The organism is Pseudokordiimonas caeni, assembly GCF_026719705.1.
Taxonomy (GTDB): domain Bacteria; phylum Pseudomonadota; class Alphaproteobacteria; order Sphingomonadales; family Kordiimonadaceae; genus Gimibacter; species Gimibacter caeni.
The window spans coordinates 920,183-941,098 of record NZ_JAPPRR010000001.1 but is presented as its reverse complement, the minus strand read 5'-3'; the positions used below and the strand labels follow the sequence as shown (position 1 = coordinate 941,098).

The window sequence follows — 20,916 nt, the reverse complement described above, 5'->3', positions numbered from 1 at the left end:
ACGACAGAATGCTTGATATCGATCTCCTTGAAAACGGCGTTGCCACAGTCACGCTTAACCGGCCCGATGTGCATAACGCCTTCAATGCCGAGCTGATCGCGGCCCTCACCCATGCCTTTGCCGACCTTGGCAAACGGGCCGATGTGCGGGCCATTGTCCTGGCTGGCAGCGGCAAAAGCTTCTCGGCAGGTGCTGACCTCAACTGGATGCAGGCGGCAGCCAATTATGACTACGAGCAGAATCTGGACGATGCCATGCGCCTCTCCGAAATGCTCGATACCCTGTATGAATGCCCGAAACCCGTTGCCGCCATCGCGCACGGCGCCGTAATGGGTGGCGGTACGGGTCTGCTTTCCTGCGCCGATTTCGTGGTTGCCGTTGAAGGCACCCGCTTTGCCTTTTCAGAAGTGAAGCTTGGCCTGACGCCCGCCACCATCTCCCCCTTCGTGGTGGCCGCCATCGGTGCGCGGCAGGCCCGGCGGCTGTTCACGAGCGGTGAGCGGTTCGATGCTGCCCTCGCCCAACGGATTGGCCTTGTGCATGAAGTGGCAGCAGACATGGAAGCCGCGCAGAAAGCCGTTGAAGCATGGGTCAGCCACTGCCTTGATGCCGCACCCGGCGCGATGGCAGACGCCAAGGCGCTTGTCAGCTTCGTGGCCTCCAAAGAAATCAACGACGAACTCCGCGAGGAAACTGCCGAACGGATCGCCTATCGCCGCGCCAGTGACGAAGGCAAGGAAGGCCTCGCCGCCTTCCTTGAAAAGCGCAGCCCAAGCTGGAAGGGAGACGCCTGATGCGCAAGATCAGAAAGCTCCTGATCGCCAATCGGGGCGAGATCGCCGTCCGTGTGATGCGCACCGCCAAAGCACTGGGTATCCGCACCGTTGCGGTCTATTCCGACGCTGACGCCAAGGCATGGCATGTGGAAGCCGCTGACGAAGCCGTCCATATCGGCCCGGCAAGTGCCGGTGAAAGCTATCTGGTCGGCACGAAGCTTCTGGACGCTGCCAAGCGCACAGGCGCCGATGCCATCCATCCGGGCTACGGCTTCCTTTCCGAAAACCCCGGTTTTGCCGAGGCCTGCGAAGCCGCCGGGATCATCTTTGTGGGGCCGACGGCAGACGCCATGCGCGCCATGGCACTCAAAGGGGCGGCCAAAGCCCTGATGGAAGAAGCCAAAGTACCGGTCGTGCCGGGCTATCACGGCGGTGACCAGAGCCTTGAAACCCTCACCCGCGAGGCCGCTCGTGTGGGATACCCTGTGCTTCTGAAGGCCGTGGCCGGCGGTGGCGGCAAGGGCATGCGCAAGGTTTACGGCGAGAGCGAAATTGCTGCAGCCGTCGCCGCAGCAAAACGTGAAGGCGAAAACTCCTTCGGCGACGGCACACTGCTGATCGAGAAGCTGATCGAACGTCCGCGCCATATCGAGGTGCAGGTCTTTGCCGATACCCACGGCAATGCGGTGCATCTGTTCGAGCGTGATTGTTCGCTGCAGCGCCGCCACCAGAAGGTGGTGGAGGAAGCCCCGGCCCCCGGCATCAGCGCCGAAATGCGCCGGGCCATGGGTGATGCCGCCGTGCGTGCAGCCAAGGCTATCGGTTACCGCGGTGCGGGTACGGTGGAATTCATCGTCGATGTCGCAAACGGGATCGACGGAGCGCCCTTCTATTTCATGGAAATGAACACCCGCCTGCAGGTGGAGCATCCGGTGACGGAAGCGATCACGGGTGAAGACCTTGTCGCGTGGCAGCTAAAGGTCGCCGAGGGCGAAGCCCTGCCCCGCACGCAGGATGAAATCGACGCGACCGTCAAAGGCCATGCGGTCGAGGTGCGCCTCTATGCCGAGGACCCGGACAAGGGCTTCCTGCCGGCGACCGGCCCGATCGACCTTTTCGATCCCATGCGCCCCCTCGGCCCCGGCTGCCGCATCGACGCTGGCGTGCGCGCCGGCGACGCTGTCACGATCCATTATGACCCGATGGTCGCCAAGATGATCGCCTACGGTCCCGACCGCGCTACAGCCATCGACCGGCTGATTGCCCTGATGGAAGAAACGCCGGTGGCGCCCCTCGTCACCAACCGTGATTTCCTGATCCGCGCGCTTGACCATCCCGTGTTCCGTTCGGGCGATGTGCACACAGGTTTCATTGCCGAGCATGAAGCGGCCCTCATTCCGGCGAAAACCGTGACAGCGATGGATCATGTGCTGGCAACGCTCGCCATCATCGCCCACCGCCCGCACACAACAGCCCATGACCCATGGGATGTGCGCGACAATTTCAAGGTCAACCTGCCCGCCGCCGAGAATTTCCTGTTCGATGCAGAAGAAGGCGAGCCGGTGAAAGTGACCGTCACTGGTCGTGGCCTGCCCTACCGGGTTGAGGTCGGCGATACAGTCGTAACCGTTTCATTGCTGGCCGCTGACGGTGCCGCCATCAGCGCCATGATCGACGGGATGACCGAGCATTTCCACGCGCTCACCGGCGACGACGACGTTCATATTGTCACCGCGCGCGCAACGAGGCACCTGAAACGCCATGCCCGCGCCGGCGCTCATGATGACGATGCGGACGGCCCCGGCACCATCGTCACCCCGATGCCCGGCAAGGTGCTCGAAGTAAAGGTGAAGGAAGGTGATGTGGTCGAGAAAGGCCAGCCGCTCCTCATCCTTGAAGCCATGAAGATGGAGCAGACGCTGACAGCCCCGCGTGCCGGCACCGTGAAGGGCCTCGCTGCCCGCGCAGGCGAGCAGGTGGCCGACGGCGCCCTCCTCCTCACTATCGAAGAAGCCTGAAAACAAGCCTTAGAAAACAAGGAAGTCCAGCCATGTTCGAGTTCCCCCACCTGCAGTTCGACCATTCGGAAGAAATCGATATGCTGCGCGACACGGTCGCGCGCTTCGCCGCAGACGAGATCGCCCCGCGCGCGGCCGAAATCGATCATAACAACGCCTTCCCGGCGGATCTCTGGGCCAAGCTCGGCGAGCTTGGAGTGCTCGGGCTCACCGCGCCTGAGGAATTCGGCGGCGCCAACATGGGGTATCTCGCCCATGTGATCGCCATGGAAGAAATCAGCCGCGCGTCTGGCGCTATCGGGCTTTCTTACGGCGCCCACTCGAACCTCTGCGTGAACCAGATCGTCCGGAACGCCAACGACGAGCAGCGCGCCAAATATCTGCCGAAACTGATTTCGGGCGAACATGTGGGCGCACTGGCCATGTCCGAGCCCGGCGCCGGGTCGGATGTCATTTCGATGCGCCTTCGTGCCGACAAACGGAACGACGGCTATCTCCTCAATGGCAACAAGATGTGGATCACCAACGGCCCGGATGCCGACGTTCTGGTGGTTTATGCGAAAACCGATATGGACGCGGGTGCGCGGGGCGTCACCGCCTTCCTCGTTGAAAAAGGCATGAAGGGCTTTTCGACCGCCCAGAAGCTCGACAAGCTCGGCATGCGCGGCTCCAACACCTGCGAACTGGTGTTCGAAGATTGCCTCGTGCCGTTCGAGAACGTGATGGGTGAGGAAGGCCGTGGTGCCCGCGTGCTGATGTCCGGGCTGGATTACGAGCGCGTCGTGCTTTCGGGCGGCCCCTTGGGCATCATGCGGGCCTGCCTCGATACCGTGATCCCTTATGTGCACGAGCGCGAGCAGTTCGGCCAGCCCATCGGCACTTTCCAGCTGATGCAGGGCAAGCTGGCCGACATGTATGCCACCTGGGGCGCTTGCCGCGCCTATGTCTACGCCGTCGCCGCCGCCTGCGACCGCCGCGAAACCACCCGGAAAGATGCCGCTGGCTGCATCCTCTATTCCGCCGAAAAAGCCACATGGATGGCCGGCGAAGCGATCCAGGCGCTTGGCGGCAACGGCTATATCAATGAATATCCGACCGGCCGCCTGTGGCGCGACGCCAAGCTTTACGAAATCGGTGCTGGCACCAGCGAGATCCGCCGCATGCTGATCGGCCGTGAGCTTTTCACCGAGACCGCATGAAACGCTTTTCCGGATCATGAAATTCAGTGTTACTCTGGGCGGTGCTTCGGCACCGTTCATTCTTTAAGGGGAGACTGATTTCATGCTCAAGGAATTCCGCGACTTTGCCGTGAAGGGCAATGTCATCGACCTCGCCGTCGGTATCATCATTGGTGCCGCCTTCGGCAAGATCGTGTCGTCGCTCGTCAACGACATCATCATGCCCGCCATCAGTCCCATGCTCGGGAAGCTCGATTTCTCCAATCTCTATGTCGCCCTTGGCGAAACGCAGGCTGGTGCCCCTCTCGCAGAAGTGAAGGCGGCTGGCGTGCCGGTGATTGCCTATGGCCAGTTCATCAATGTGGCGATCGAGTTCGTAATCGTCGCCTTCGCGGTCTTCATGCTGGTCAAAGCCGTGAATGCCGCCAAGCGCAAGGAGGCGGAAGCCCCCGCTGCGCCGGCCGAACCGCCCGCCCCGCCCGCCGAGGAAGTGCTGCTGACCGAGATCCGCGACCTTCTGAAAGCGCAGGCCAAGTAAGTTAAATTCAACAAACGATGAGGAAAGAGGCGGGATTCTCCGCCTCTTTTTTATTGCGCTGCAGTAAGTTACAATATACGGCCCCCGGACAAGCTTATTTCAATCCGGCCGCGTTTCGCTTCCCGAACATTGCGAAAATAGCGAATCTTCGAAAGCTCATTTCCTCAACTGAGTGGCATACTCTGGCAACTTGATACCTCCCTTTTCCAGGGAGTGGGGCGGGAGACTACAATGACTGACAAGGTAACCCTTGCCGACAAATATGTCCGTCGCGACGGCCGCGTCTATATGAACGGTGTCCAGGCGCTGGTGCGCCTGCCGCTGGTTCAACGCTGGCGCGATGCAGAAGCAGGGCTCAACACGGCAGGTTTCATTTCCGGTTATCGCGGCTCGCCGCTTGGTGGCTATGACCAGGAGCTGATGAAGGCCGAGAAATATCTCGACCCCGAGAACATCAAGTTCGTGCCCGGCATCAACGAGGACCTCGGCGCCACGGCCGTCTGGGGCACCCAGCTGATTGACCTTCATGAAGAACACAAGGTCTATGACGGTGTGTTCGGCATCTGGTACGGCAAGGGTCCGGGTCTTGATCGCTCGATGGACGTGGTGAAGCACGGCAACGCGGCCGGCACCACCCCGCACGGCGGTGTGCTGTGCATCGGCGGCGACGACCACGGCGCCAAATCCTCCACGATCCCGCATCAGGTTGACCATAACTTCATGGCGGCCTTCATGCCGGAACTCTATCCCGCCTCGATTTCCGAGTTCGTGGAATATGGCCTCCTTGGCATTGCCATGAGCCGCTACACCGGCACCTGGGTCGGCTTCAAGGCGAACGCCGAAGTCGTGGAATCGTCGGGCACCGTCGATCTCGTGAACGAACGCCGCTCGATCATTCTGCCGACCGATTTTGAAATGCCCGAAGGCGGCCTCAATATCCGCTGGCCGGATGTATGGCGCGATCAGGATTTCCGACTGCAACGCTACAAGGGCTTCGCTGCCCATGCCTTCGCACGCGCCAACGGTATCGACCGCGTGATCTGGGACAGCCCCAAGCCGAAATTCGGTATCATCACGTCGGGCAAGTCTTATCAGGACGTGCGTCAGGCGCTCTACGAGCTTGGCATCGACGAGGAAGTCGCCAAGGAAATCGGCCTGAAGCTCTACAAGGTCGGCATGCCCTGGCCGCTGGAGCCCGAAGGGGTCCGCCACTTCTGCGAAGGACTTGAAGAAGTCCTCGTCGTGGAAGAAAAGCGCGAGATGATCGAGCACCAGCTGCGCTGGCAGCTCTATAACTGGAAAGAGGACGTGCGTCCGCTCGTCGTCGGCAAACACGACGAGAAGGACAACTGGCTGCTGCCGCCTGAAAACGAGCTTGATGTCGGCATCATTGCCCACGTCATCGCCGCCCGCATGGCGCGCCTGTACAAGAACAAGGATATCGAGGCCAAGCTCGACTATTTCACCGAGCGCCGCCGGGCTTCCGAAGGCTATACGCCGGAAATCAAGCGCACGCCCTATTTCTGTTCGGGCTGCCCGCACAACAGCTCCACGAAGGTGCCGGAAGGCAGCCGTGCGACCGCCGGTATCGGTTGCCATATCATGGCCATCAATATGGAACGCCGGAACGAAACCTTCACCCACATGGGTGGCGAGGGGGTTCCGTGGGTTGGCATGGCGCCCTTCACCAAGGAAAAGCACATCTTCGCGAACCTTGGCGACGGCACCTATAACCACTCGGGCAGCCTTGCGATCCGTCAGGCCGTCGCGGCAGGGGTGAACATCACCTACAAGATCCTCTTCAACGATGCTGTCGCCATGACCGGCGGGCAGGAAGTCGAAGGCGGCCTCACCGTGCCGCAAATCGCCTACCAGCTGAAGTCGGAACGTGTCGGCCGTGTGGTTATCGCGTCTGAAAAGCCGGGCGATTATGCGCTAGTGAAGCTGCCGGAAGGTGTCGAGGTCCACGACCGCTCGATGATGATGCGCCTGCAGGAAGAGCTGCGCGAAACACCGGGCGTCACCGCGATCATCTATGATCAGACCTGTGCGGCCGAAAAACGCCGCCGCCGCAAGCGCGGCCTGATGGAAGATCCCGACCGCCGCATCTTCATCAACGATGCCGTCTGCGAAGGCTGCGGCGATTGTTCGGTGCAATCGAACTGTGTGTCGGTGGAACCGCTGGAGACCGAGTTCGGCCGCAAGCGGGTGATCAACCAGTCGAGCTGCAACAAGGATTATAGCTGCGTGAAGGGCTTCTGCCCCTCGTTCGTCAGCGTCCACGGCGGCAAGCCGCGCAAATCGAAGGCTGGCGTTGGCGAGCTTGATACGCTTGGCCTGCCTGCCCTGCCCGAGCCCAAACTGCCGGACTTCGACCCCGAGTTTGACGACTACAATATCCTCGTCACCGGGATCGGTGGTACGGGTGTGTTGACCGTCGGTGCCATCCTCGGCATGGCGGCGCACCTTGACGGCAAGGCCTCAAGCGTCCTCGATATGACCGGCCTTGCGCAAAAAGGCGGCGCGGTGCTGAGCCACGTGCGGATCGCGGCAGACAGCGACAAGCTGCGTTCGCCCCGGATCGTGACGGGCCGTACCCACACGCTTCTGGCCTGCGACAGCATTGTGGCGGCATCGAAGGATGCAACCGGCGTTCTGCGGGCTGACCGTTCGGCAGCCGTCATCAACTCGCACCTCACGCCGATTGCCGACTTTGTCCGCAACAAGGACATCGATTTCAAGCAGGCAGCGGTGCAGAAGCAGCTGGATGAAGTGACCCGAGAGGACAAGCGTTTCCGCGTGCCCGCGCAGGAAATTGCCGCTGCCCTGATGGGTGACAGCATCGCCACCAATACCTTCGTTGTTGGTTACGCATGGCAGAAGGGCCTGATCCCGCTGACCTACGAAGCCATCGAAGGCGCTATCCGCCTCAACAAGGTGGGTGTGGAAAGCAACCTTCGCACCTTCTTCTGGGGCCGTATGGCGGCGCACGATATCGATGCCGTTCTGAAGGTCCTGAAAGGCACGACGCTTGATAAAGCCAAGCTGCCGGAAACCGTGGACGAGATCATCGCGAGCCGCGTGAAGCATCTGACGGCCTACCAGAACGCTGCCTATGCAGACCGCTACAATGCACTCGTCGAAAAGGTGCGTGCAGCCGAAGCGAAGGCCGGCGGAAAGGATGAGAAACTCACCCGTGCGGTCGCGCTCAATTATGCCAAGCTCCTTGCTTACAAAGACGAATACGAGGTCGCACGCCTCTATTCGAGCCCTGAATTCATGGACAAGCTGAATACGCAGTTCGACGGCAAGATGCGCCTTTCCGTGCATCTGGCACCGCCGCTGCTGCCGGGCCACGATGTGGCAACCGGCCGTCCGAAGAAGCGCGAGTTTGGCCCGTGGATTTTCAAGGCCTTCCGCCTTCTCGCCAAACTCAAGGGTCTGCGCGGCACGCCCCTCGATCTCGTCGGCTACACGGCCGAACGCAAGATGGAACGGGCGCTGATCGCGGAGTACGAGGCGACACTGACCGAACTTCTCGGCTCGCTGACTGCCGACAAGCTGGCACTGGCGACCGAGATCGCCAGTGTGCCCGACATGATCCGCGGCTTCGGCCCGGTCAAAGAAGAAAATGCCCGGGCGGCTGCCCAGGCCAAGACGGCCCTGCTGGCCAAATGGCGCGGTGAACCCGCTCCTCTGATGGCCAGCGCGGCGGAATAACGGGTCCCCAAACCCTTTCGAAGGAAAAAGACATGCCTGTGTTTGACTCCCGCAGCTTCAAGAACCACGAGCAAGTGGTCTTCTGCAGCGATCCGGCAACCGGCCTCAAAGCCATCATCGCCGTTCACTCGTCGGCGCTCGGCCCGGCCACCGGCGGTACCCGTTTCTGGGACTATGCCGCCCTCCATTCGGGCGCGCCCGTCGATGTGGCGGAAACCCGCGGCGAGCAGGATGCCGTCTATGACGTGCTTCGCCTGTCGCGCGGCATGAGCTTCAAGAACGCCATGGCAGGCCTGCGCCTTGGCGGTGGCAAGTCGGTGATCATCGGGAACCCGAAAAAGCTTGGCACGCCCGAGCTGATGCGCGCCTTCGGTCGCTTCGTCCAGCGCCTTGGCGGCGTTTATTGGGCGGCGGAAGATGTGGGCACCACGCCCGCCATGCTGCAGGCAGCCAGCGAGACCACCCAGTATGTCTGCGGCCTTGAAGGCGGCGACTTCGGCACCGGCGATCCGTCGCCGCACACCGCGCTTGGCGTGTTCACCGGCATTCAGGCCGCTGTGAAGCACAAGCTTGGCAAAACCGACATGAACGGCGTGACCGTTGCGGTTCAGGGGGTTGGCCATGTTGGCCAGTATCTCGTCGAGCACCTGCTGAAGGCGGGCGCCAAGGTTGTTGTGACCGATATCGTCGATGCCAACATCCAGGCCGTGAAAGCCATGGGCCCGGTTGAGGTTGTGGCACCGGCCGCGATCCACGCTGTGGACTGCGATGTGTTCGCCCCCTGCGCCCTTGGTGGCGGCCTCAATGCCAAGACGATCCCGGACATCAAGGCCTCGATCATCGCCGGCGCAGCCAACAACCAGCTTGAAAGCGAAGGCGTTGAAGACGAAGTCCTGCGCAAGCGCGGTGTGCTTTATGCCCCGGACTATGTGATCAACGCCGGTGGCATCATCTCGGTCGAATCCGAAGTTTATAAAGAGCCCGTCAATGAGGCAGCCCGCACTGCCAAGGTGCTGCGCATCGGCGAAACGCTCTCGAAGATCTTCACGGCGTCCGACAAGGAAGGCCGCCCGACCGGTATCATCGCAAACGAAATGGCGGAAGACATCATCCGCCGCGCCAATGAAGCGAAGCTTGCCGCCGCTGAATAAGCGTACAGACTGCTGTTAAACGATTGAAGGCCCTGGCAGAAATGCCGGGGCCTTTTGCTTTGGTGCTCGCACAGATCCAAGCGCATTGACAACATACCAACTGGTTGGTATGTTTTGCATCAAGGAGAGAGAAATGCCCAGCCAGCCCGCAAAACAGGATGCACGCTCAAAGCTCTTGGACGCTGCCCTCACGGTCATTCGCACCAAGGGCTATGCCGCCACAACGGTGGATGAGCTTTGCGCGGCGGCGGGCGTCACCAAAGGGGCCTTCTTCCACCATTTCAAAAGCAAGGAAGCGCTGGGTGTGGCGGCGGCGGACTATTGGTCTGAAATGACCAACGGCCTGTTCGCTGAAGCGCCCTATCACGACCATGCAGACCCGCTTGACCGCGTCCTTGGCTATGTCGCCTTCCGCAAGGAACTGCTGCAGGGCGGCGTGCCGGATTTCACCTGCCTTGTCGGCACCATGGTGCAGGAAACTTACGAGACCACGCCGGCCATTCGTGATGCCTGCGACCGCAGCATCAGCAGTCACGCCGCAACGCTTGAAGCTGATATCGAGGCCGCGATCCGCAACCGGGGCCTGACGCCCGACTGGACCGCGAAGTCCCTCGCCCTGCACACACAAGCTGTGCTGCAGGGTGCCTTCATCCTTGCCAAGGCAAAAGGCGGGGCCGAGGTGGCGGCTGAAAGTGTTGATCACCTGACCCGCTACCTGAAACTGCTCTTCACCCAAAAAATGGCTTGAAAGCCCGAGTCAAACAACAGCGAGAGGAACCCACAATGCCTAGTACGATCAAACTGCACCGCGTTATCGCCACCAGCCCCGAAAAACTCTATCGCGCCTTTCTGGAGGCCGACGCCATTGCCAGCTGGCTGCCGCCATACGGCTATGTCTGCACGGTTCATGAACTGGATGCGAAAGTCGGTGGCAAGCACCGGATGTCCTTCCGGAACTTTACGACCGGCCACAGCCATTCCTTTGGCGGCACCTATCATGAACTCGTGCCCGGTGAACGCATCGCTTACACCACCAGCTTCGAAGGCCCGCACATGCCCGCCGGCGAAATGCGCACGAGCATCAGCTTGAAAGCTGTGTCCTGCGGTACCGAGATCAGCATCGAGCAGGAAGGCGTGCCGGATGTGATCCCGGCCGAGGCCTGCTACCTCGGCTGGCAGGATTCACTCGACAAGCTCATCAGGCTCGTCGTCCCCGAAATCAATCCCTGACCGCCACGTGCAGGCCACACCAAGCCTGTATCAAGCCAAACCACACATGCTAAGGGGAGACTGAAAATGACCGATCTTGTTACCTGCATCTGGTTCGATCACGGCGAAGCCAGCAAGGCTGCTGCTTTCTATGCCGAAACCTTTCCCGACAGCCGGGTCGAGCGCATCAATTATGCGCCTGCAGCCTTCCCGGGCGGGCAGGAAGGCGCCGAGTTGACCGTTGAATTCACGCTCTTGGGCCAGCGGTATGTGGGCCTCAACGGCGGTCCGGTGTTCACGCCAAACGAAGCTGTCAGCTTCATGGTTGTCACCAACACACAGGAAGAAACCGACCGCTACTGGAACGCCATTGTAGGGAATGGCGGCGCCGAGAGCGCCTGTGGCTGGTGCAAGGACCGCTGGGGCTTTTCGTGGCAGATCACGCCAAGGCGGCTCCTGGAACTGACAACAAGCACGAACGCAAGCGAGGCAAAGCGCGCCTTCGAAGCCATGATGACCATGCACAAAATCGATATTGCCACCATCGAGGCCGCCGTGGCCGAGGGAGGCGCCCGGTGACGCCGGTCATCACCGCCTTCGAAAGCTCGCCGGACCGCGGCCGTGGCCTCGCCCGCGACATGCAGGTGCGCTGGGCGTTCGAGGAAGTGGGCCAGCCCTATGACGTGCGTCTTCTGTCGTTCAAGGCGATGAAGGAAGCCGCTCATATCGGCATGCACCCGTTTGGTCAGATTCCGACTTACGAGGAAGACGGGCTCGTCCTTTTCGAATCCGGCGCAATCATCTTCCACATCGCCGAGCGCCATCCGGGCCTTTTGCCAACGGATGCAAACGCCCGGGCACGCGCCATCAGCTGGATGTTCGCGGCCCTCAACACGGTCGAGCCGCCGATCACCGCCCGCGAGGCAGCCATCCTCATGGAACGGGATCAGCCCTGGCACGAAGCGCGCCTGCCACTTGTCGAAGATCGCATCCGCAAACGGCTGGGCGAGCTTTCGGCCCGGCTTGGCGATAGCGAATGGCTGGACGGCGATTTCAGTGCAGGAGACATCCTGATGATTTCGGCCTTACGGCGCTTGGGGCGGTCCAGCCTGCTGGCAGAGAACGACAACCTTGCGTCCTATGTCGCACGTGGCGAGGCTCGCCCTGCTTTCCAGCGCGCATTCGCAGCCCAGCTCAAGGTTTTCAAGGCCGCCGCCAAGGCCTGAAAGCAGGCTAGACACTTGGTTTAAACCACCACTTTCGCGGTGCGCCTGACGGCCGCCGTGCTATCCTCCCGTCCAAAATACAGGAGGAAATCATGCGCAAAACCCTTTCAACCCTGCTGCTCGTCGCGACCCTCACACCCGCCGCACTGGCGGATAGTCGCGATGATATCATGGGCGTGGACAGCGCCTTCAGCCGCATGTCGATGGAAAGCGGCATGGCGGCAGCCTTCAGCCATTATCTGGCGGCGGACGCCGTGAAGCTGGATGGCGGTGCCCATGCAACGCTCGGCCACGCTGCCATCATGAAAGGTTTCGAAGGCCTGCCGGCCGACATGCAGCTTGAATGGTGGCCGAAGGACGGCAGCGTCGCCGGGTCCGGCGATCTTGCCTACACGTGGGGCACCTATGAGCTTCGCTTCATGAAAGACGGCGAACGCAAAACGGCCTATGGCAAATACACGACCATCTGGGCGAAACGCGACGGAGAATGGAAAGCTGTGCTGGATATGGGCAACGCAAGCCCCGGTCCGGCGCCTGAGTAAACCGGCTCTATTCCGTATCTCCCTCGGTACTGTGCCCGAAGGGTTTGGCATTTCCCTCGCCCGATGCAGGCGTGCAGGCAAACAGCACATCACAGTGCAGCGGGAACGAGAAATAGGATTGCTTGATCCGGTCCATTTCGCCTGATGCGCGCATGGCGTCCAGCTCCGCCCTGAGCTTCGCGATCACCTCGGGGTCCGTGCCCGGCGAGGCCGCCAGATATTGCAGCGGCGTGCGCCAGAAGCGGATGACCTTCAGGTCTGGAACCCTTCCCCCCGCCTTTTCATAGGCCCAGTGCCCCGGCAAGCCGCGCTGCATCCACAGAAGCACCCGGTCCGCCAGTATCATCCGGGCTGCAGCTTCCTCGTCCTCCACAATGGTGATCGACTGGAAGCCGAGGTCCTTCAGCATGAATTCAGCGGGCGATTCCATGCGTGCTGCCACCTGCATGCCCTTCAGCTCCTCAAACGGCGCTTCGTAGAGCGCGTTCGAGCGGGTCACAAGCTGCAGGAAGGAAATATTGACAGGTGCCACCCATGTATAAAGCTTCTCGCGGTGCTCCACGCGCGTCAGCGGCGCCATGAATCCGTTCGGATGCTTCTGCACCATCGTCTGTTCGCGCTTCCACGGCGCATAGACAGCATCAAACGGTATCCCCGCCCGCTTGAAGGCGGTTTCGACAATCTCAACTATGAAGCCGTTCTCGCCCTCGCGGGAGCCCCAGGGCGGATTTTCGGGATGATAGAGCTTGAAGACGGGCCGGTCTTCATCATCGGCATAAGCCGGCAAACCGGCAAGCATGAGGGCGCAGCATAAGTGCAGCATCAAAGGCCGGAAGAAGGCATGAATTGCTGGCCTGCCCGCCGCCACAGTGCAGCGGGCCATCAATGATCGCCACCACCTGGATATGACATCGCGCATCATATCCCCCCTTCAGCGCCATCATGCCGTGTATCGGCCCGCGCTGCAAGTGGCGGAAATGATGAAGGGAATCCTCCTAGCCAGCCTTGGCGAGGCGTCCGCCGGCGCGTGCATAGGCCTGCGTGCCCTCGTGATGCACCCTGTCGCCTTCCACGATCGCGTCCGGGGCATGCTTCACATCTTCGGTAACAAGCGCGTCATAAAGCGGGCCGAAATCCTGATATGTGGCCTCCAGCAGTTCCGTGAAGCTGTCGATCACCCAATAGGTCTGCTGGAAATCATCGATCCGGTAGTCGGTCTGCATCAGACGTTTCAGGTCAAAATGGATGCGGTGCGGGCTATCGCTTTCAAGGCTGTAGATACTTTCTGCCTTCGAGCTGACGATACCGGCGCCGTAGATGCGCATGCCATCCTTCGTGTTGATGAGGCCGAACTCCACCGTGTACCAGTAGAGCCGCGCGAGGTTCGTGAGTACGCCCTTGCCCTGTGCGCGCTGGCCGCCCTTGCCATAGGCTTCCATATAGTCAGCGAACGCCGGGTTGGCGAGCATCGGCACATGGCCGAAAACATCATGGAAAACATCAGGTTCCTGCAGGTAATCAAGCTCGCGCTCGCTGCGGATGAAGTTGCCGGCGGGGAAGCGGCGATTGGCCAGATGGTCGAAGAACACGTCATCCGGTACCAGATCGGGCACCGCAACCACCGACCAGCCGGTAAGCTTGCCAAGTCGCGCTGAAAGGTCGTCAAAGCGCGGAATGCCGCCATCCGAAAGCTTAAGAAGCTTGAGGCCCTGCATGAATTCGTCGCAGGCGCGGCCTTCGAGCAGCTGTTCCTGCCGGGCATATAGCCGGTCCCAGCGATCATGCTCTTCCGCGGTGAAACGTTCCCAGCGCTGGTCAACGGTGTAATCTGCATTGACCTCAACCTGACGTCCGAGACGGGTGGTGATAAGCATCAGAACAACCTCATTGGAGCATTATAGCACATGTCAGGCCTTCGGGGCGTCGGGCTGCTGTTCGGGCATCGCAGCCTGGAAAGCCGGCAGCTCGCGGCAGGCAGCATCGGCGGCCACGATATGCGGAAAATCGTCAAGCGGCAGGTTGAAACGACGGGCATTCCACACCTGCGGCACAAGGCACACGTCGGCAAGTGTGACCGTATGGCCGTGGGTATAGGTGCCGGGGCTTTCCGCCATGATGGCTTCAAGGGCGGTGAAGCCCACCTTGATCCAGTGCCGGTACCAGTCCTGCGTTGCCGCGTCATCCGCGCCGAAACGGGATTTGAGCTCGCCCAGAACCGCAAGGTTATTGAGCGGATGAATGTCGCAGGTGATGATATTCATCAGCTGCCGCACGCGGGCGCGGGCCGCCAGGCTTTCGGGCAGCAGTGCTGGGCTCGGGTAAGCTTCCTCAAGATATTCGAGGATCGCGGGCGACTGGCCGAGGGACAGATCACCGTCCACCAGAAAGGGCACTCGCCCCTGCGGGTTCATGCGACGATATTTGTCGGACTTCTGCTCGTCGACACCGGGGAAGATATTGACCGCCGCATAATCGTAATCGAGCCCCTTAAGGCCGAGCGCGATGCGCACCCGGAAGGCCGCGCTGGAACGAAAGTAGCTGTATAGTGTGCGGCTCATGGTTTCCCCTCCCCTGTCGCCTCAGACTTTTTCCACAACCTGGTCGATGGCGCCGAAAATGCTGCGGCCTTGCGCATCCAGCATCTCGATCCGTACCCGATCACCGAAGCTCATGAACGGCGTGGTCGGCTTACCCGTCTGGATCGTTTCGATCATGCGGATTTCGGCGATGCAGCTATAACCCGCCCCGCCTTCGCTGACAGGCTTGCCGGGGCCGCCATCCAGCTTGTTCGAGACCGTGCCCGAGCCGATAATGGTGCCGGCGGCGAGCGGCCGCGTTTTGGCGGCATGCGCGATCAGCGTCGGGAAATCGAAGGTCATGTCCACGCCAGCGTTGGGATTGCCGAACAAATTGCCATTCAGATGGCTGACAAGCGGCAGATGAAGTTTGCCCCCATCCCACGCATCACCCAGTTCATCGGGCGTTACGGCCACCGGGCCGAAAGCGCTTGAAGGTTTGGACTGGAAGAAGCCGAAGCCCTTGGCAAGCTCGCCGGGGATCAGGCCGCGGAGCGACACGTCATTGACGATCATCACAAGGCGGATGGCCTTGGCTGCATCCGCCACCGAAACACCCATCGGCACATCACCGGTGACAACGGCAATCTCGGCCTCGAAATCGACCCCCCAGCCTTCGGTTGTCGGGAAACGGATGGCATCACGCGGCCCGATGAAGCTGTCGGAGCCGCCCTGATACATCAGGGGATCGGTCCAGAAAGTTTCCGGCATTTCGGCACCGCGTGCCTTGCGCACCAGTTCCACATGGTTCACATAGGCCGACCCGTCAGCCCACTGATAGGCACGCGGCAGGGGCGAGGCGCATTTGGCCTCGTCGAACGGTTCACCGGCCTTGGCGCCCGATTCCAGCGATTCCGAAAGGGCACGCAGGCGCGGCAGCACGGCCGGCCAGTCATCAAGGGCGGCCTGCAGGGTCGGCGCGATGGCGCTGGCGTCCACATAGCGGGTCAGATCGGCCTTCACAATGACAAGGCGACCGTCACGACCAGCCTTCAAAGAAGCAAGTTTCATAAGGATATTCCCTCAAACAATCCTGGCGGGCCTATCAGCCCTTGGCGCCCGTGAATTCGCCTTCGCCGTGCATCCAAGCGGCGTGGCGTGGGGCTTTTTTGGTTTTTGACCATTCCTCGATCATCGCCGGCGCCACGCGGTGCAGTTCTTCAAGCATACCGGGGGCAGCGGTATTGGCCGCAAGCTCGATACGGTGGCCGTTCGGATCAAAGAAATAGATCGAATGGAAGATCGTGTGGCTGACGGGCCCCAGCACATCGATGCCGAAGCTTTCGATATGCTTCTTGGCCTCGAGAAGCGCGTCCATATCCGCCACTTCGAAGGCAATATGCTGCACCCAGGCCGGGGTGTTTTCATCCCGGCCCATGTCGGGCGAATTGGGCAACTCGAAGAAAGCCAGCACATTCCCGTTCCCCGCATCCATGAAGACATGCATGTAGGGGTCCGGCGCCTTGGTGGACGGCACCTCGTTCTCGGCGATCGCCAGCTGGAAGTCCATATTCAGGACCTTGCTGTAGAAATCGACCGTTTCCTTGGCATCCCTGCAGCGATAGGCGACGTGGTGAATGCGCTGGATCTTCATGCCCGCTCTCCTCAATCGGCTTTCAGGACGCCGCGGCGGATCTGATCGAGCTCGATGCTTTCAAACAGCGCCTGGAAGTTGCCTTCGCCGAAGCCTTCATTGCCTTTGCGCTGGATGATCTCGAAGAAGATCGGGCCGATCACATTCTGGGTGAAAATCTGCAACAGCAGGCCTTGGCCCTCGGTCGGCGCGCCGTCCAGAAGGATACGGCGGGCTTTCAGCTCGGCCGTGTTTTCGCCGTGATCCTTCACGCGGCCGTCCAGAAGCTCGTAATAGCTGTCCGGGGTGTCCTGGAAGGCCACACCACGGCCACGCAGCACGTCGACCGTCTTGAAGATATCGTCGGTGCCCAGCGCAATATGCTGGATGCCTTCGCCATTATAGTCACGCAGATATTCGGCAATCTGGGACTTGTCGTCCGACGATTCGTTGATCGGGATACGAATCTTGCCGCAGGGGCTCGTCATCGCGCGGGACACGAGGCCGGTCAGCTTCCCCTCGATATCGAAATAACGGATTTCGCGGAAGTTGAAGAGCTTCTGATAGAAGCCCGCCCACTTGTCCATATTGCCGCGCATCACATTGTGCGTCAGGTGATCGACATAGGTGAGGCCGGCATCAAGCGAGGCGGCATTGGCACCTTCGATCGGCACGAAGTCCACGTCATAGATCGTGTTCTTGCCGTAGCGGTCCACGAGATAAAGGCGGCTGCCGCCAATGCCTTCGATGGCCGGGATATTCAGCTCCATCGGGCCGACTTCGTTTTCCACGGGCGTGGCGCCGGCTTCAACGGCCTTCTTGAAGGCAAAGGCTGCATCCTTCACGCGGAAGGCCATGGCACAGGCACAGGGGCCGTGCTCGGCGGCGAACTTCTGGGCGAAGCTGTCCTTTTCGGCATTGATGATGAAGTTGATGTCGCCCTGCCGGTGCAGGGTCACATCTTTCGAGCGGTGGCGGGCGACCGCCGGGAAGCCGAGGCGCTCAAACAGCGTGCGAAGGAGCTGCGGATCGGGGGCCGCATACTCAACGAATTCGAAACCATCAGTGCCAAGCGGGTTGTCCCAGAGTTCAGCCATGTAACGCTCCTTCAGTCTTGCGCCGCACATGCGGAATTTACAGATGAACGGAAAGCGGGCAGGCTATCCCCTGCCCGACCGTTTCTCTTGAAACCATATTAGTTTCATACGAAACTGTCTGCAAGGGGATTACGACAAGCTGTAGGAATTGTGATGGACGAAATGCAACGGAACCAACGGGAACTCAGGCTAAAGGCTTTCCTGCCCTATCGGTTTTCGGTGCTGTCGAACCGCATCAGCCGCGCGATTGCAGACCGCTATAGCGAGGTTTTCCAGCTGACCCTGCCCGAATGGCGAATCATGGCAGTCCTCGGTGAAACGCCAGATCTTTCGGCCGCCGACGTCGCCGACCGCACGGCGATGGACAAGGTGGCGGTCTCCCGCGCCGTCAACCGGCTTCTGGAAAGCGGCAGGATCGAGCGCCATTTCGCGGAAGACGACCGCCGCCGCTCCGTCCTCGCGCTATCGGCCAAGGGGCGAGCCGTATACGAACAGATCGTGCCACTGGCGCTTGACTATGAAGACCGGCTGATTTCAGGCCTGACTGCGGACGAACAGGCACAGCTGACGGCCCTCCTCGACAAGCTTGATGACGTGCAACTGCACGCGGACGGGGCTTAGGCAGGCCGGTAGGCCAACCGCAGCAGCATGTTGCCCGTTTCGCCGTGTTTCTTGCGTTCGAGAAACTTGAAGCCGTAACGGTCATAGAAGGCTCGGCCAACCGAATTGGCCTCGAATACCTCGACCTCCAGCGTTGCATGCAGCGATGCGGCCTGATCCATCAGCGCCTTGCCGATGCCCTGCCCGTGGCATGCAGGATCGATAAAAATCGCCCCGACCTCATTGCCTGCAAGTGCAATGAAGCCGACGACGGCACCGCCGACCTCAGCGACCCAGACATCTGTATTCGGGATATAGAGGCTCGGGATGCGCTCGCGTTCTGCATCCAGAAAATCTTCCGTCAGGAAGGGATGCGCAAGCCTTGATGCGCGCTCCCACGCAGCAAGAACGCCCTCGATATCAGCCGCGCGATAGGGGCGGACGATCACGTCGTCAAATCCCGCTCGCGAAGCCGTAGAAACGCGCTTTGGCATCTTCGGTGCCATAGCTGCCGAGAAGCAGTGACAGGAGGATGCGGGCTTTCCTTGTATCAAGCCCGCCTGAAGGGATCAGGCCGCGCTCGATCAGGTCGATCTCAGCACCCCGGTAGCCATAGCTTTTCTCCAGCACCCGGCCTGCCCCGGTGCGGGTGGCGAGCACCACGGGCATTTCAGCGGCCAGTTTTGCGGCAGCATCTGCCCAAGGTTCGGAAAGGTGCCCGCCGCCATAGGCCGCGATCACAGTACCCTTGTAGCCAAGCGACGGCAGGGCTTCGACGAGCGCGGTCGTATCGTCCATCGTCGCGGTCAGCAGCGCCACCGGCTGTGCCTTCGCCGCATCCAGCTTCATTGGGGCGTGCCGGACCGGCAGCGGCCCGCGCAGGAAAACGCGCCCCTCAACGATCTGGCCTTCCGGCCCGCCGGGCGAGGTGAAAGCGGCGACCGAGCTTGTGTGGCTTTTTCGCACACGGGCGGGATCGTGGATTTCATCATTCATGACGACTGATACATGCGGCGCCCCGCCGCTTGCCGCCACACGGATGGCAGCCAGAAGGTTCGCCGCCCCGTCCGCCCCCGGAATATTGGCCGAGCGCATGGCACCGGTGAAAACGATGGGTGCGTCACCTTCATAGAGAAGGAAGGCCGCAAAGGCGGTTTCCTCCATCGAATCGGTGCCTTGGGTCACCACATAGCCCGCTGCATCGCCGGCTTCGGCGCGGCGACAGACCTCCGCCACATGCGCGAGCGTCAGGTTGGCACTGCCCACCTGCATCAATGTTTGCGCCCTGACATGAGCGACATTGGCAATTTCAGGAACACCCGCCACCAGATCGGCAGCGGTCAAAGACGGCACGACCCCCGGCGAGGCGGAGGCCGCACCGGGGGTCATGGCGATGGTGCCGCCAAGGGCGAACACCTGAATATGCGGCAAGCTGGTCATGCCTGCCTTCTACACCCAAATCGGCTTAGGCGCCAATAGCTTCGCGCGCCGGGGTGTAGGCAAGGTTCTGGTCATGGGCAACCGCTTCGTAGGTAACCTTGCCGTTGGCGATGTTAAGGCCATTGAGCAGATGTTCGTCATCCGCCAGTGCCTTTTTCCAGCCCTTGTCAGCCAGTGCGAGCGCAAACGGCAGCGTCGCGTTATTGAGCGCGAGGGTCGAGGTCCGTGCCACACCGCCCGGCATGTTGGCCACGCAGTAGTGCACAACTTCGTCGACGATATAGGTCGGGTTTTCGTGGGTGGTGGCTTTGGAGGTCGCGAAGCAACCGCCTTGGTCGATCGCCACGTCCACAAGGACCGAACCGCGCGGCATGGCCGATACCATTTCGCGGGTGACGAGCTTCGGTGCAGCCGCGCCTGGGATGAGCACGCCGCCAACCACGAGGTCGGCATCCAGCACATGCTCTTCAAGCGTGCCGGTGTTCGACACGATGGTCTTTGCTGCGCCCTTGAAGATGTCATCCAGCTGCTGCAGGCGGCGGATCGAACGGTCGAGGATCACGACGTCCGCGCCCATGCCAACCGCCATGCGGGCCGCGTTGGTGCCAACCACGCCGCCGCCGATGATGGTGACCTTGGCAGGCGCCACACCCGGCACACCGCCGAGCAGGAGGCCGCGGCCGCCGTTTTTCATCTCCAGCGCATGGGCACCCGCCTGGATCGACATACGACCCGCGACTTCAGACATCGGTGCCAGCAGCGGCAGGCCGCCAAACTTGTCGGTCACGGTTTCATAGGCCACAGCCACGCAACCGGATTTGATGAGACCCTGGGTCTGCTCCGGATCGGGCGCCAGGTGCAGGTAGGTGTAAAGGATCTGGCCTTCGCGCAGCATTTCGCACTCAACGGCCTGAGGCTCTTTCACCTTCACGATCATGTCGGCGCGGTCGAAAACCTCTTTCGCGGTTTCAACGATCTCGGCACCGGCCGCCACATACATCTCGTCCACAAAGCCGATTTCGTAACCGGCATTTTTCTGCACGATCACTTTGTGGCCATGGGCGATCATTTCGCGCACGGACGCAGGGGTCAGACCAACGCGATATTCGCGGACTTTGATTTCCTTCGGAACGCCTACAAGCATGCTTCCCTCCACTAGGATGACAATGGGGCACTTCCCGCCCCGGATGCCCCGCAATCTAGCAGGCGAGACCTCGAATGTCCTTGCGAAGCGATGATTTCTGGCGCATCATTTTCGCAGATTCTTGCGTA

General features: G+C 61.0%; 21 protein-coding genes. 12 read left to right on the top strand and 9 right to left on the bottom strand.

Going from position 1 to position 20,916, the window contains the following annotated elements; all coding sequences use genetic code 11:
* Positions 1 to 8 precede the first annotated feature (8 nt).
* The 11 genes from OU694_RS04265 to OU694_RS04215 all read left to right on the top strand — a co-directional run bounded on the left by OU694_RS04265 (position 9) and on the right by OU694_RS04215 (position 12,358).
* Entirely contained in the window at positions 9 to 794 is a 786-nt protein-coding gene (locus tag OU694_RS04265) for an enoyl-CoA hydratase/isomerase family protein (protein ID WP_308909733.1), read from the top strand.
* Positions 794 to 2,794, top strand: coding sequence for an acetyl/propionyl/methylcrotonyl-CoA carboxylase subunit alpha (locus OU694_RS04260; protein WP_308909732.1), 2,001 nt, complete (start codon positions 794 to 796; stop codon positions 2,792 to 2,794). Before OU694_RS04265 ends, OU694_RS04260 begins: the two co-directional genes overlap by 1 nt.
* A 32-nt stretch (positions 2,795 to 2,826) precedes the next feature.
* Positions 2,827 to 3,993: an isovaleryl-CoA dehydrogenase gene (locus OU694_RS04255; protein ID WP_308909731.1), complete on the top strand. Its 1,167-nt coding sequence runs from the start codon at positions 2,827 to 2,829 to the stop codon at positions 3,991 to 3,993.
* 82 nt (positions 3,994 to 4,075) lie between these two features.
* Entirely contained in the window at positions 4,076 to 4,510 is a 435-nt protein-coding gene (gene mscL, locus OU694_RS04250) for a large conductance mechanosensitive channel protein MscL (protein ID WP_308909730.1), read from the top strand.
* 231 nt (positions 4,511 to 4,741) lie between these two features.
* A complete protein-coding gene (locus OU694_RS04245; protein WP_308909729.1) occupies positions 4,742 to 8,230 on the top strand; it encodes an indolepyruvate ferredoxin oxidoreductase family protein in 3,489 nt (1,162 codons plus the stop codon).
* 32 nt (positions 8,231 to 8,262) lie between these two features.
* Positions 8,263 to 9,381 (top strand): Glu/Leu/Phe/Val family dehydrogenase, encoded by a 1,119-nt coding sequence (locus tag OU694_RS04240; RefSeq protein WP_308909727.1) that lies wholly within the window; start codon positions 8,263 to 8,265, stop codon positions 9,379 to 9,381.
* A gap of 133 nt (positions 9,382 to 9,514) precedes the next feature.
* Entirely contained in the window at positions 9,515 to 10,129 is a 615-nt protein-coding gene (locus OU694_RS04235) for a TetR/AcrR family transcriptional regulator (RefSeq protein WP_308909726.1), read from the top strand.
* A 35-nt stretch (positions 10,130 to 10,164) separates the two neighbouring features.
* The gene (locus tag OU694_RS04230; protein ID WP_308909725.1) at positions 10,165 to 10,611 is read left to right on the top strand and encodes an SRPBCC family protein; all 447 of its coding nucleotides are present in this window, start codon (positions 10,165 to 10,167) and stop codon (positions 10,609 to 10,611) included.
* Positions 10,612 to 10,677: 66 nt separating this feature from the next.
* Positions 10,678 to 11,169 (top strand): VOC family protein, encoded by a 492-nt coding sequence (locus OU694_RS04225; protein WP_308909724.1) that lies wholly within the window; start codon positions 10,678 to 10,680, stop codon positions 11,167 to 11,169.
* On the top strand, positions 11,166 to 11,816 hold the full coding sequence (locus tag OU694_RS04220; RefSeq protein ID WP_308909723.1) for a glutathione S-transferase family protein: 651 nt from the start codon (positions 11,166 to 11,168) through the stop codon (positions 11,814 to 11,816). Before OU694_RS04225 ends, OU694_RS04220 begins: the two co-directional genes overlap by 4 nt.
* A gap of 92 nt (positions 11,817 to 11,908) precedes the next feature.
* Complete coding sequence (locus tag OU694_RS04215; RefSeq protein WP_308909722.1) at positions 11,909 to 12,358, top strand: YybH family protein; 450 nt, start codon at positions 11,909 to 11,911, stop codon at positions 12,356 to 12,358.
* Between the two features lie 7 nt (positions 12,359 to 12,365).
* Here the strand turns inward: OU694_RS04215 and OU694_RS04210 are convergent, their stop codons facing one another.
* From OU694_RS04210 to hppD, 6 genes are all read right to left on the bottom strand, one after another.
* The gene (locus OU694_RS04210) at positions 12,366 to 13,157 is read right to left on the bottom strand and encodes a substrate-binding periplasmic protein (RefSeq protein WP_308909721.1); all 792 of its coding nucleotides are present in this window, start codon (positions 13,155 to 13,157) and stop codon (positions 12,366 to 12,368) included.
* Positions 13,158 to 13,353: 196 nt separating this feature from the next.
* Positions 13,354 to 14,232 carry a phenylalanine 4-monooxygenase gene (gene phhA, locus OU694_RS04205; RefSeq protein ID WP_308909720.1) on the bottom strand — a complete coding sequence of 293 codons (879 nt, stop codon included), beginning with the start codon at positions 14,230 to 14,232 and terminating at the stop codon, positions 13,354 to 13,356.
* Between the two features lie 33 nt (positions 14,233 to 14,265).
* Positions 14,266 to 14,916, bottom strand: coding sequence for a maleylacetoacetate isomerase (gene maiA / locus OU694_RS04200; protein ID WP_308909719.1), 651 nt, complete (start codon positions 14,914 to 14,916; stop codon positions 14,266 to 14,268).
* Between the two features lie 21 nt (positions 14,917 to 14,937).
* Positions 14,938 to 15,945, bottom strand: coding sequence for a fumarylacetoacetate hydrolase family protein (locus OU694_RS04195; protein WP_308909718.1), 1,008 nt, complete (start codon positions 15,943 to 15,945; stop codon positions 14,938 to 14,940).
* Between the two features lie 34 nt (positions 15,946 to 15,979).
* Positions 15,980 to 16,528, bottom strand: coding sequence for a VOC family protein (locus OU694_RS04190; protein WP_308909717.1), 549 nt, complete (start codon positions 16,526 to 16,528; stop codon positions 15,980 to 15,982).
* Between the two features lie 11 nt (positions 16,529 to 16,539).
* Positions 16,540 to 17,604, bottom strand: a complete 1,065-nt coding sequence (gene hppD / locus OU694_RS04185; protein WP_308909716.1) for a 4-hydroxyphenylpyruvate dioxygenase — start codon at positions 17,602 to 17,604, stop codon at positions 16,540 to 16,542.
* A 162-nt stretch (positions 17,605 to 17,766) separates the two neighbouring features.
* Here hppD and OU694_RS04180 point away from each other — a divergent pair, with 162 nt between their 5' ends.
* Positions 17,767 to 18,225 carry a MarR family winged helix-turn-helix transcriptional regulator gene (locus OU694_RS04180; RefSeq protein WP_373460247.1) on the top strand — a complete coding sequence of 153 codons (459 nt, stop codon included), beginning with the start codon at positions 17,767 to 17,769 and terminating at the stop codon, positions 18,223 to 18,225.
* On the opposite strand, the gene OU694_RS04175 is transcribed toward OU694_RS04180, so the two are convergent.
* The 3 genes from OU694_RS04175 to ald are packed head-to-tail and all read right to left on the bottom strand — an operon-like array spanning position 18,222 to position 20,788.
* A complete protein-coding gene (locus tag OU694_RS04175) occupies positions 18,222 to 18,653 on the bottom strand; it encodes a GNAT family N-acetyltransferase (protein ID WP_308909714.1) in 432 nt (143 codons plus the stop codon). The genes OU694_RS04180 and OU694_RS04175 overlap by 4 nt on opposite strands.
* Positions 18,654 to 18,657: 4 nt before the next feature.
* Positions 18,658 to 19,644, bottom strand: coding sequence for an asparaginase (locus OU694_RS04170; RefSeq protein WP_308909713.1), 987 nt, complete (start codon positions 19,642 to 19,644; stop codon positions 18,658 to 18,660).
* A gap of 25 nt (positions 19,645 to 19,669) precedes the next feature.
* Entirely contained in the window at positions 19,670 to 20,788 is a 1,119-nt protein-coding gene (ald, locus tag OU694_RS04165; protein WP_308909712.1) for an alanine dehydrogenase, read from the bottom strand.
* Positions 20,789 to 20,916 lie beyond the last annotated feature (128 nt).

Coding starts and splice junctions, on each gene's coding strand:
- OU694_RS04265 (WP_308909733.1), top strand. CDS start 9: ATGCTTGATATCGATCTCCTTGAAAACGGCGTTGCCACAGTCACGCTT.
- OU694_RS04260 (WP_308909732.1), top strand. CDS start 794: ATGCGCAAGATCAGAAAGCTCCTGATCGCCAATCGGGGCGAGATCGCC.
- OU694_RS04255 (WP_308909731.1), top strand. CDS start 2,827: ATGTTCGAGTTCCCCCACCTGCAGTTCGACCATTCGGAAGAAATCGAT.
- mscL (WP_308909730.1), top strand. CDS start 4,076: ATGCTCAAGGAATTCCGCGACTTTGCCGTGAAGGGCAATGTCATCGAC.
- OU694_RS04245 (WP_308909729.1), top strand. CDS start 4,742: ATGACTGACAAGGTAACCCTTGCCGACAAATATGTCCGTCGCGACGGC.
- OU694_RS04240 (WP_308909727.1), top strand. CDS start 8,263: ATGCCTGTGTTTGACTCCCGCAGCTTCAAGAACCACGAGCAAGTGGTC.
- OU694_RS04235 (WP_308909726.1), top strand. CDS start 9,515: ATGCCCAGCCAGCCCGCAAAACAGGATGCACGCTCAAAGCTCTTGGAC.
- OU694_RS04230 (WP_308909725.1), top strand. CDS start 10,165: ATGCCTAGTACGATCAAACTGCACCGCGTTATCGCCACCAGCCCCGAA.
- OU694_RS04225 (WP_308909724.1), top strand. CDS start 10,678: ATGACCGATCTTGTTACCTGCATCTGGTTCGATCACGGCGAAGCCAGC.
- OU694_RS04215 (WP_308909722.1), top strand. CDS start 11,909: ATGCGCAAAACCCTTTCAACCCTGCTGCTCGTCGCGACCCTCACACCC.
- OU694_RS04210 (WP_308909721.1), bottom strand. CDS start 13,157: ATGCTTGCCGGTTTGCCGGCTTATGCCGATGATGAAGACCGGCCCGTC.
- phhA (WP_308909720.1), bottom strand. CDS start 14,232: ATGCTTATCACCACCCGTCTCGGACGTCAGGTTGAGGTCAATGCAGAT.
- maiA (WP_308909719.1), bottom strand. CDS start 14,916: ATGAGCCGCACACTATACAGCTACTTTCGTTCCAGCGCGGCCTTCCGG.
- OU694_RS04195 (WP_308909718.1), bottom strand. CDS start 15,945: ATGAAACTTGCTTCTTTGAAGGCTGGTCGTGACGGTCGCCTTGTCATT.
- OU694_RS04190 (WP_308909717.1), bottom strand. CDS start 16,528: ATGAAGATCCAGCGCATTCACCACGTCGCCTATCGCTGCAGGGATGCC.
- hppD (WP_308909716.1), bottom strand. CDS start 17,604: ATGGCTGAACTCTGGGACAACCCGCTTGGCACTGATGGTTTCGAATTC.
- OU694_RS04180 (WP_373460247.1), top strand. CDS start 17,767: ATGCAACGGAACCAACGGGAACTCAGGCTAAAGGCTTTCCTGCCCTAT.
- OU694_RS04170 (WP_308909713.1), bottom strand. CDS start 19,644: ATGACCAGCTTGCCGCATATTCAGGTGTTCGCCCTTGGCGGCACCATC.
- ald (WP_308909712.1), bottom strand. CDS start 20,788: ATGCTTGTAGGCGTTCCGAAGGAAATCAAAGTCCGCGAATATCGCGTT.